Origin of the sequence: Streptomyces lycii, from assembly GCF_009735685.1 — a bacterium.
GTDB classification, from domain to species: Bacteria; Actinomycetota; Actinomycetes; order Streptomycetales; family Streptomycetaceae; genus Streptomyces; species Streptomyces lycii.
The window spans coordinates 1-8966 of record NZ_WHPN01000185.1; the positions used below are offsets into that span (position 1 = coordinate 1).

Sequence of the window (8966 nt, forward strand, 5' to 3'; positions counted from 1 at the left end):
ACGGCCCTCCCCAGCCCCGTGAACGCTCCGCCCCGAAGGCTGCGGTCCGTCGCCCAACGCCCCCGGACCGCACGGGAACTGACGCTCCGGCCGACTGTCAGAGGCGTGCGCTTCACTGGCGGCATGACCACTCTCACCACACAACAGCTGGAGACCGTGGACCGCCTCCGGGACCGTCCGTTCCCCGCCGAGCGCGGCTGGTCGGCCGACGGGGTGTACGGCGGTCCGGGATTCCTTGTCGCCGATCTCCTGGTCAGTGAGGACTTCTGGGAGGACGACGGCACCCGGCTGATGGAGGCCGACGACCAGTTCGAGGCGGAGCGGGCGGCGATGGTGCTGCTGCTCAGCCGGCGCTGGGGCGAGCCGGAGGTGCTGGACCTCACCGAGCTCTTCATCCGCTCGGTCGAGGGCGAGCGGCTGCCGGAGCCGATGGCGACCCTGTGCGGCTATGTGAGCCTGCTGTACGCCTGGCGGCCGCCGGACGGCAGGCGCCGGATCGCCGTCGGAGTCGGGCAGCACGACCGCGAGTTACCCATACAGCTGCTGGTCACCGTCTGGGACGAGGACGTCGGATGAGCGCGGAGCGCCCGTTCCGCCGCTGCCCCGGCGCGGCCGCTCAGCCCGGGCGCGGCCGCCCCGTTCCCCGGCCCCGCCCGGCCTCCGCCCCGGCCGCTGATCCCCTTCCGGTCCGGCGGCTCCGATCCCGGCCATCGCCCCCTTCCGGTCCGGACGCTCCGACCCCGGCCGCTGGTACCCTCCGGTCCGGCCGCTTGCGCCCGGTCGTCGCGCGGGGCAAGCCGCCGAGCGGGGCAAGCCGCCGGGCGGGGCAGGTCGTCGTGTGGGGCAGGCCGTCGCGCGGGGGCCGCGGGAAGCGCGGGCCGTCCGTTCAGCCCACGGACCCGGGGCCGTCGGCCGGGACGGAGCTTCCCGTGTCACGGTCGGCGGCCTCGCGGAGCCGGGCGAATTCCTCCGCCATCGCCGCCGGGGTCCAGTGCGCGTTCAGACCGCTGGGGTTCGGCAGGGCCCAGACGCGGGTCGCGCCGATGGTGCGCTCCTGCGGCCCGATCACCGCGCGCTTGTCGTCGAAGGCCGTGCGGTACGCCGTTATGCCGAGCACCGCGAGCCAGGCGGGCTCGTGGCGCGCGACCTTCTCCGCCAGCCGCCGGCCGCCCTCGCGCATCTCCTCGGCGCTCAGTTCGTCGGCCCGCGCCGACGCCCGGTCCGCGACATTGGTGATGCCGAGCCCGTAGGACAGCAGTTCCCGTTCCTCTGCGGGGCGCAGCAGACGCGGGGTGAAGCCCGAGGCGTGCAGCGCCGGCCAGAAGCGGTTGCCCGGGCGGGCGAAGTGGTGCCCGGTGGCCGCCGACATGAGCCCCGGATTGATGCCGCAGAACAGCACGCGGAGGCCGCCCGCGATCACATCCGGGACGGTGCGGTCACGAGCGGCCAGCAGCTCCTCCGGTGTCGGGCGCGTCAGAGGATGTCCCCGGGTGAGTAGGCCGCCGCCTCCGGGCGGGCGGCCGTGATCTCACCGATCCGCTGCACGACCGCGGCGACCTGGTCGGCGGCCGCGCCGGTGAAGGACAGCCGGTCCGCCATGAGGGCGTCCAGCCCGGCCCGGTCGAGCGGGATGCGCTCGTCCCCGGCCAGCCGGTCCAGCAGCTCGTTGCGCTCCGCCCCCTTCTCGCGCATGGCCAGGGCGGAGGCGACCGCGTGCTCCTTGATCACCTCGTGCGCGGCCTCCCGGCCGACACCGGCGCGCACGGCGCCCATCAGGACCTTGGTCGTGGCGAGGAACGGAAGGTAGCGGTCCAGCTCGCGGGAGACGACCGCGGGGAACGCGCCGAACTCGTCGAGAACCGTCAGGAACGTCTCCAGCAGGCCGTCGAATGCGAAGAAGGCGTCCGGCAGGGCCACCCGGCGGACCACCGAGCAGGAGACGTCACCCTCGTTCCACTGGTCGCCCGCCAGCTCACCGGTCATCGAGGCGTAGCCGCGCAGCACGACCATCAGGCCGTTGACGCGCTCGCAGGAGCGCGTGTTCATCTTGTGCGGCATGGCGGAGGAGCCGACCTGCCCGGGCTTGAAGCCCTCGGTGACCAGCTCGTGCCCGGCCATCAGCCGGATCGTCTTCGCCAGCGAGGAGGGCGCCGCGGCGAGCTGCACCAGGGCCGTGACGACGTCGTAGTCGAGGGAGCGCGGGTAGACCTGGCCGACCGAGCGGAAGACCTGGCCGAAGCCCAGGTGGGCCGCCGTGCGCTGCTCCAGCTCGGCGAGCTTCGCCGGGTCGCCGCCGAGCAGGTCGAGCATGTCCTGCGCGGTGCCGACCGGGCCCTTGACGCCGCGCAGCGGATAGCGGGAGAGCAGGTCCTCGACCCGCTCGTAGGCGACGAGCAGTTCGTCGGCGGCCGTCGCGAACCGCTTGCCGAGGGTGGTCGTCTGCGCGGCCACGTTGTGCGAGCGGCCCGCCATGACCAGCTCCGCGTGCTCCCCGGCCAGCTTGCCGAGGCGGGCGAGGACCGCCACCGTGCGGTCCCGTACGTGCTCCAGGGACAGCCGGATCTGCAACTGCTCGACGTTCTCCGTGAGGTCCCGGGACGTCATCCCCTTGTGGACGTGCTCGTGCCCGGCGAGGGCGTTGAACTCCTCGATGCGCGCCTTCACGTCGTGCCGGGTGACCTTCTCGCGCTCGGCGATGGAGGCCAGGTCGACGTGGTCGAGCACCCGCTCGTAGTCGGCGAGGGCCTGCTCCGGCACCTCGATGCCGAGGTCCCGCTGGGCACGGAGGACGGCGAGCCACAGCCGGCGCTCGAGCGCCACCTTGTACTCGGGGGACCACAGGACGGCGAGCTCCGCGGAGGCGTAGCGGCCGGCCAGGACGTTCGGGATGCGGGGCTTGGCAGTCACGTGACCGGATTCTACGTGCCGTCCGGCGTCCCTCCGCCGCCGCCCGGAGGCCCGGCCCGCGGGAGGCGGGGGAGAGGGCGGGCCGTCAGAGCTCGAACGGCGCCAGTTCGCCCCGCTTCGGCGGGCGGCCGTCACCGGAGGAGCGGCCGGTGAGCCGGCGCCCGATCCAGGGCACCAGATGCTCGCGGGCGAAGCGCAGGTCGCTCCCGCGGCGGCGGTACCAGCCCGGCGGCGCCACCGGTGGCAGCGGCTCGGTCCAGTCGCTGCGCGCCTCCAGCCCGAGCGCCTGCCACACGGCCTCGGCGACCCGCTCGTGGCCCTCGGTGGTCAGATGCAGCCGGTCGGCCGCCCACAGCCTCGGGTCGCCCAGCGCCTCGGCCGCGTACAGGTCGACGACGAGGGCGCCGTGCCGTTCGGCGAGGTCGTCGATGAACGCGAAGAGCTGCTCCATGCGCGGCCGGAAGCGCTCCAGCACCGGGCCGCGCCGGCCCGGGCTGCGCATCAGGACGAGCTGTCCGCAGTTCGGTGCGAGTTTCGTCACGGCCTCCTCCAGCCGTGCCCGGACCATGTCCATGTCGCACTTGGGGCGCAGGGTGTCGTTGAGCCCCCCGACGAGCGTGACCAGGTCGGCGTTCATCGCGGCGGCCGTCTCCACCTGCTCGTCCACGATCTGGCCGATCAGCTTCCCGCGGACCGCCAGATTCGCGTAGCGGAAGCCGGGCGTACGGGACGCGAGTCCCTGGGCGAGCAGGTCGGCCCAGCCCCGGTAGCCGCCGTCCGGCATCCGGTCCGACATACCCTCGGTGAAGGAGTCACCGAGCGCGACAAAGCTGCTGTAACTGACATTGGTCTCCATGGCGCCGGAAATCCTACTCCCGAGTACGGCGCGTGGCCCGTGCGGGGTCGGACGGATATGAGGGCCACGTCACAGCGTGCCTCCCGAAGAGGGCGTTAGGGTCGTCAGTCATGCCGGGCCGCCCGCGAGGACGCGGGGGTGTACGGCTTCTTCCGCTCCGGACCGCAGCGTTGCCCTGATGACGGTGCCGGCCCGGGAGACATCGAACGGCAAGGAACGCATCATGACTGCTGCCTCCGTCGCGGCCAACCGCACCTCCGCCCGTGCCCGTACCGGCGGGCCGTCCGACGACGACAACCTGATGGAGCACATCGCGGGCTGGGCCCTGGTCGTCGTGGTGGCGATGCTCGCCACGCAGCTCGGCCTGTTCTTCTGACCGTCCGGAGCACGCCGCTTCCGGACACCGCCGGCTCCGGCGCCACCGGGACCGGCACGTCCGGCTCCGGCGCCTCCGGCCCGGCTCCGGCGCCTCTGGCCCCGGCAAGCCGCTCCCGGTACACCGATCCCGGTACACCGGCGCCGGAACTACCGGTCCCGGTACCGGCGCCGGGCGCCGCTCAGCCCAGGGGTCAGTCCGCCGCCCGCTCCGGCGCGTCCGGCGGTGTCCTGTCCAGCCGCGCCGCGATGGCCGGGTCCAGGTGCCGCAGCGCGGCGACCGCGAAGTCCGTCGCGAAGTCACCGGCCGTGTCCGCGTCGAGGGACCGGGTGACCAGCGCGTAGCGGGCGCCCTCGACCGCGAGGCCGACGATCAGCCAGGCGCACAGTTCGGCGGCGGCGTCCCAGGACGGCAGCCGGTGGCTTTCCGCGTACGCGCGGATGCGCAGGGCGGTCTCGGCCGCGGCGGCCGACATGACCCGCTCGCGGGCCGCCGTGGCGTAACCGGCCGTGTCGTCGCCGAAGAGCATCCGGTACATCGCCGGCCGGTCCGTGGCGAAACCGAAGAACGCGATCATGCCCGCCCGGACCTGTTCCTCCAGGGGCTGCCCCGTGGCGGCCCGCTGGGACTCCACCAGTTCCGCGGCGAGGGTCTCAGCGGCCCGGTCGGCGCACAGCCGGTACAGGTCCTCCTTGCTGCCGAAGTGCGCGTAGAGCGTCGGCTTCGACGTGCCCGCGCGGGCCGCGACGGCGTCCATCGTCGTCTCGTGGTAGCCGGCCTCGCCGAACACCGAGCAGGCGGCTTCGATCAGCTCCTCGTCGGTGGGCCTGGCCACCGGCGGGCGGCGGCGCCGGGCGGCTGCCGGGGAGGGGCCGGTCGCGGGCGGTGGATGCGCGGGTTCGGCATTGACCATGAACAGCACTTTACTTCCGGGTAAAGGCATTTTATGGTTTTACGCAGAAGTAAACCGTAGCTGTGGTCTTTCCGGTAAGGAGGAGCAGATGCGGCGCTCCGAGACACCATCCCTACCGGGTCCCCGGACTGACGGGCGGTAGTGGAGTCCCCATGTCCCACCCCCATGCCCGTCCCGTGCAGGCCGGGCTCGCGCGGTACTTCCCCGCCCCGGCCGTACCGGCGCCGGCCCCCGCACCGCTCCCCGCCCAGCCCGACGGCCGGCACCCCGGCACCGCGGGCCCCTGGCCGCTGCCGCGCTCCCGGGAGGCCTGTGCGCTGGCCCGCCGCGCGGTGCGGCACACCCTGTGCCGCTGGAATCTCGACCATCTCGCCGACACGGCCGAGCTTCTTGTCAGCGAACTCGTCGCGAACGCGCTCCTGCACGCCCGCGGCCCGGTCCAGCTGACCCTCGTACGCGGCCCCCAGGTGTGCTGCCTGGTCGCCGACGGCAGCCAGGAGCTGCCCCGGGTCCGCGACGCGGCGGCGGACGACGAGTACGGGCGGGGCATGTCCATGGTGGAGCTGCTGGCCGGTGCCTGGGGCGCGGCGCGCACCCCCTGGGGCAAGGAAGTCTGGTTCGAACTGCCGGCCCGCTGCGACGGCGACCGCGACTGAGGCCGGGGCCGCTCCGCCGGCGGCGCCCGCGCGTCACCCCCCCGCCCGTTACTCCCGGCGCGTCGCTGCCCGAACGGCGTCCCCGCCGCCCGTCGCGGATGACGCCGGGTCCGGCCGCCGGCCTCCCGACGGCACACCGGCGGCCGTACGCCACCTGCGCGCGTGCGCGCGGCCGGGCCCGCCGGACGGAACGGCTCGTCGAGCGGCTGTGCCACCTGCGCGTGCGCGCGGCCGTGAACGAAACGGCGCGTCCCCCCGTCCGGGGGGACGCGCCGTCGCCGTAGCGGCGGACCGGTCAGGCGGGGGTCCGCCCCACCAGCTCCCGCAGCAGGTCCTCCATGGTGACCAGCCCGGCCAGCCGGCCGTCCTCCCCGGTCACCGCCGCGAGATGGGTGCTGGTGCTCCGCATCGCGGCCAGCACGTCGTCCAGCGGGGCCGAGGACCGCACCCGCGCGATCGGACGGATCGCCGACGCGGGGAACGGCAGGTCCCGCGGCCGGGCGTCGAGCGCGTCCTTGACGTGCAGATAGCCGAGAATCCGGCCACTGCCGTCGACCAGCGGGAAGCGGGAGAAGCCCGATTCCGAGGCCAGCCGCTCCAGACCCTCCGGAGTGATCCCGATCCGGGCCGACACGACCTTCCCGACCGGCAGGACCACGTCCCGCACCGGGCGGCGGCCGAGCTCCAGGGCGTCCCGCAGCCGCTCCGTGGACCGCTCGTCGAGCAGCCCCGCCTCGCTGGAGTCGGCCACCATCCGGGCCAGCTCGTCGTCCGAGAACGTCGCGGACACCTCGTCCTTCGGCTCCACCCGCAACAGCTTGAGCAGGGCGTTCGCCACGGCGTTCACCGAGAAGATCACCGGCCGCAGCGCGCGGGACAGCGCCACCATCGGCGGGCCCAGCATCAGCGCGGTGCGCACCGGCTCGGCGAGCGCCACGTTCTTCGGCACCATCTCGCCGAACAGCATGTGCAGATACGTCGCGACGGAGAGCGCGATCACGAACGAGATCGGATGCACCAGACCGTGCGGCACGCCCACCGCGTCGAACGCCGGCTCCAGCAGATGCGCGATCGCCGGTTCCGCGACCACACCCAGGATCAGCGTGCACAGCGTGATGCCCAGCTGGGCTGCGGCCATGAGGGCGGAGACGTGCTCCAGCCCCCACATGACGCTCCTGGCCCGCCGGTCCCCGTCCTCGGCCAGCGGCTCCACCTGGCTGCGCCGCACGGAGATCATCGCGAACTCGGCGCCGACGAAGAAGGCGTTGGCCACCAGGGTCAGCAGACCGACGAAGAGCTGGATCGCGGTCATCGGGCGACCTCCTGGTGACGGTGCTCTTCCTCTTCGGGGAGCGGGGCGCGCAGCCGCACCCGCGCCGCGCGGCGCCCGGAGGCGTCGGTGACGTCGATGCGCCAGCCCGCCACCACGACCGTGTCGCCCTCGGCCGGTATCCGGCCGAGCTCGGTCGCGACCAGGCCTGCCAGGGTCTCGTACGGGCCCTCGGGAACCCGCATCCCGATGGTCTCCAGCTGGTCGGTACGGGCCGCGCCGTCCGCGTCGTAGAGCTCGCGGCCGCTCTCGTCCGTGCCGGCCGTGGCCAGGTCCGGGAACTCCAGCGGGTCGTGCTCGTCGCGGACCTCGCCGACGACCTCCTCGATGATGTCCTCCAGCGTGACGACACCGGCGGTGCCGCCGTACTCGTCGATCACGACGGCCATGCTGCGCTTGGACGACAGCCGGTCGAGCAGCCGGTCGACGGTGAGCGATTCCGGCACCAGCACCGGCTCGCTGACCAGCTCGGTGACCGGGTACCGGGGCCGCCGCTCGGCGGGCACGGCGAGCACGTCCTTGATGTGCGCGATGCCGATCACGGTGTCGAGGTTGTTGCGGTAGACGGGGAAGCGGGACAGACCGGTGGCGCGGGTGGCGTTCGCGACGTCCTCGGCGGTGGCCTGGACGTCGAGCGCCATCACCTGGACCCGCGGCGTCATGACGTTCTCCGCGGACAGCTGGGCGAGCCCGAGGGTACGGACGAACAGCTCCGCGGTGTCCGGCTCCAGGGCGCCCTCCTTCGCGGAGTGCCGGGCCAGCGCGACCAGCTCCTGCGGGCCGCGGGCGGAGGCCAGCTCCTCGGCGGGCTCCAGCCCCATCCGGCGCACCATGCGGTTCGCGGAGTTGTTGAGGTGGCTGATCAGCGGGCGGAACAGGGCACTGAACATCCGCTGGGGCGTGGCGACCTTCTTCGCCACCGGCAGCGGACTGGAGATCGCCCAGTTCTTCGGGACGAGTTCGCCGACGACCATCAGCACGACGGTCGACATCGCGGTGCCCAGGACCAGGGCGATGGAACTCACCGCGCCGTCGGGCACTCCGACGGCTCCGAGCGGCCCGCGCAGCAGCGCGGCGATGGACGGCTCGGAGAGCATGCCGACGACCAGGTTCGTGACGGTGATGCCGAGCTGGGCCCCGGAGAGCTCGAAGGTGAGGTTCCGGACGGCCTTCAGCGCGCCCTCGGCGCCGCGCTCGCCGCGCTCCGCCGCTCGTTCGAGGTCGCCGCGCTCGACGGTCGTGAGCGAGAACTCGGCCGCCACGAACGCACCGCAGGCCAGTGAGAGCAGAAGCGCCACGGCCAGCAGAAGCACTTCGGTCATCGGTTCACCTCCTTCCCATGATGGGACAGGGTCCGGAGGTTCGCGCGACAGCTACTACTGGGAGGCTCGCCCATGGGCGGACGCTCACACCTTTCGACAGAGGGGGGCCGTGAGGCCCGGGATGGAGCATCCATCGTAAAGGAGCGGCAAAACCGGCGCGACATCGAGCCGCGGTGGCGCGCTCCGGCTCAGCCGGGCAGCGGCTTCGTCCAGCGGCTCCACTGCGGCTCCGGGGCGTAGCCCGCGGCGGCCCACGCGCGGTGGGCGACCTCGTTGGCGTTGAGCACCATGGCGTCGCCGCGTCGTCCGCCCAGCTCGCGGAACCGCCGCTCGGCCGCCGCCAGCAGGGCGCTCGCCACGCCCTGCCGCCGGAGGTCGGGGCGCACGGCGAGCCGGTAGAGATGGCAGCGCCAGCCGTCGAAGCCGGCTATGACGGTTCCCGCCAGGGCGCCGTCACGTTCCGCGAGGATCAGGGCTTCGGGGTCGCGTGCGACGAGCCGGGTCACTCCGTCGGAATCGTCGCTGATGCTCGTCCCCTCCGCGGCTTCGCGCCAGAACCGCAGCACGGTGCGGATGTCCGAGGGGGCGGCGGGGCGGATGCGGAGC

General features: G+C 73.5%; 10 protein-coding genes. 3 read left to right on the forward strand and 7 right to left on the reverse strand.

Annotated elements, in window-relative coordinates; translation table 11 throughout:
- The first annotated feature begins 123 nt into the window (after positions 1 to 123).
- Complete coding sequence (locus GCU69_RS07565; protein ID WP_098755484.1) at positions 124 to 576, forward strand: hypothetical protein; 453 nt, start codon at positions 124 to 126, stop codon at positions 574 to 576.
- A gap of 310 nt (positions 577 to 886) precedes the next feature.
- On the opposite strand, the gene mug is transcribed toward GCU69_RS07565, so the two are convergent.
- The 3 genes from mug to GCU69_RS07580 form a co-directional block, all read right to left on the reverse strand.
- A complete protein-coding gene (gene mug / locus GCU69_RS07570) occupies positions 887 to 1477 on the reverse strand; it encodes a G/U mismatch-specific DNA glycosylase (RefSeq protein WP_098750570.1) in 591 nt (196 codons plus the stop codon).
- Complete coding sequence (purB, locus tag GCU69_RS07575; RefSeq protein WP_156205475.1) at positions 1474 to 2907, reverse strand: adenylosuccinate lyase; 1434 nt, start codon at positions 2905 to 2907, stop codon at positions 1474 to 1476. The genes mug and purB overlap by 4 nt, the downstream gene beginning before the upstream one ends.
- Positions 2908 to 2992: 85 nt before the next feature.
- Positions 2993 to 3763 (reverse strand): SGNH/GDSL hydrolase family protein, encoded by a 771-nt coding sequence (locus GCU69_RS07580; protein ID WP_098750568.1) that lies wholly within the window; start codon positions 3761 to 3763, stop codon positions 2993 to 2995.
- Positions 3764 to 3986: 223 nt separating this feature from the next.
- Between GCU69_RS07580 and GCU69_RS07585 the strand changes: the two genes are divergently transcribed.
- A complete protein-coding gene (locus GCU69_RS07585) occupies positions 3987 to 4139 on the forward strand; it encodes an SCO1431 family membrane protein (protein WP_107644844.1) in 153 nt (50 codons plus the stop codon).
- 193 nt (positions 4140 to 4332) lie between these two features.
- Here the strand turns inward: GCU69_RS07585 and GCU69_RS07590 are convergent, their stop codons facing one another.
- On the reverse strand, positions 4333 to 5052 hold the full coding sequence (locus GCU69_RS07590; RefSeq protein WP_170315799.1) for a TetR/AcrR family transcriptional regulator: 720 nt from the start codon (positions 5050 to 5052) through the stop codon (positions 4333 to 4335).
- Positions 5053 to 5204: 152 nt separating this feature from the next.
- On the opposite strand from GCU69_RS07590, the gene GCU69_RS07595 reads away from it, so the two are divergent.
- The gene (locus tag GCU69_RS07595) at positions 5205 to 5708 is read left to right on the forward strand and encodes an ATP-binding protein (RefSeq protein ID WP_156205476.1); all 504 of its coding nucleotides are present in this window, start codon (positions 5205 to 5207) and stop codon (positions 5706 to 5708) included.
- Positions 5709 to 6003: 295 nt separating this feature from the next.
- On the opposite strand, the gene GCU69_RS07600 is transcribed toward GCU69_RS07595, so the two are convergent.
- From GCU69_RS07600 to GCU69_RS07610, 3 genes are all read right to left on the reverse strand, one after another.
- Positions 6004 to 7020, reverse strand: coding sequence for a hemolysin family protein (locus tag GCU69_RS07600; RefSeq protein ID WP_156205477.1), 1017 nt, complete (start codon positions 7018 to 7020; stop codon positions 6004 to 6006).
- Positions 7017 to 8360 carry a hemolysin family protein gene (locus GCU69_RS07605; protein ID WP_156205478.1) on the reverse strand — a complete coding sequence of 448 codons (1344 nt, stop codon included), beginning with the start codon at positions 8358 to 8360 and terminating at the stop codon, positions 7017 to 7019. Before GCU69_RS07605 ends, GCU69_RS07600 begins: the two co-directional genes overlap by 4 nt.
- A 188-nt stretch (positions 8361 to 8548) precedes the next feature.
- Positions 8549 to 8966 (reverse strand): GNAT family N-acetyltransferase (locus GCU69_RS07610; protein WP_235978301.1); only part of this gene is annotated, 418 nt, incomplete at its 5' end.

Excerpts from the sequence above, each read along its gene's own strand:
- GCU69_RS07565 (WP_098755484.1), top strand. The coding sequence starts at position 124 with ATGACCACTCTCACCACACAACAGCTGGAGACCGTGGACCGCCTCCGG.
- GCU69_RS07580 (WP_098750568.1), bottom strand. The coding sequence starts at position 3,763 with ATGGAGACCAATGTCAGTTACAGCAGCTTTGTCGCGCTCGGTGACTCC.
- GCU69_RS07585 (WP_107644844.1), top strand. The coding sequence starts at position 3,987 with ATGACTGCTGCCTCCGTCGCGGCCAACCGCACCTCCGCCCGTGCCCGT.
- GCU69_RS07590 (WP_170315799.1), bottom strand. The coding sequence starts at position 5,052 with ATGGTCAATGCCGAACCCGCGCATCCACCGCCCGCGACCGGCCCCTCC.
- GCU69_RS07595 (WP_156205476.1), top strand. The coding sequence starts at position 5,205 with ATGTCCCACCCCCATGCCCGTCCCGTGCAGGCCGGGCTCGCGCGGTAC.
- GCU69_RS07600 (WP_156205477.1), bottom strand. The coding sequence starts at position 7,020 with ATGACCGCGATCCAGCTCTTCGTCGGTCTGCTGACCCTGGTGGCCAAC.
- GCU69_RS07605 (WP_156205478.1), bottom strand. The coding sequence starts at position 8,360 with ATGACCGAAGTGCTTCTGCTGGCCGTGGCGCTTCTGCTCTCACTGGCC.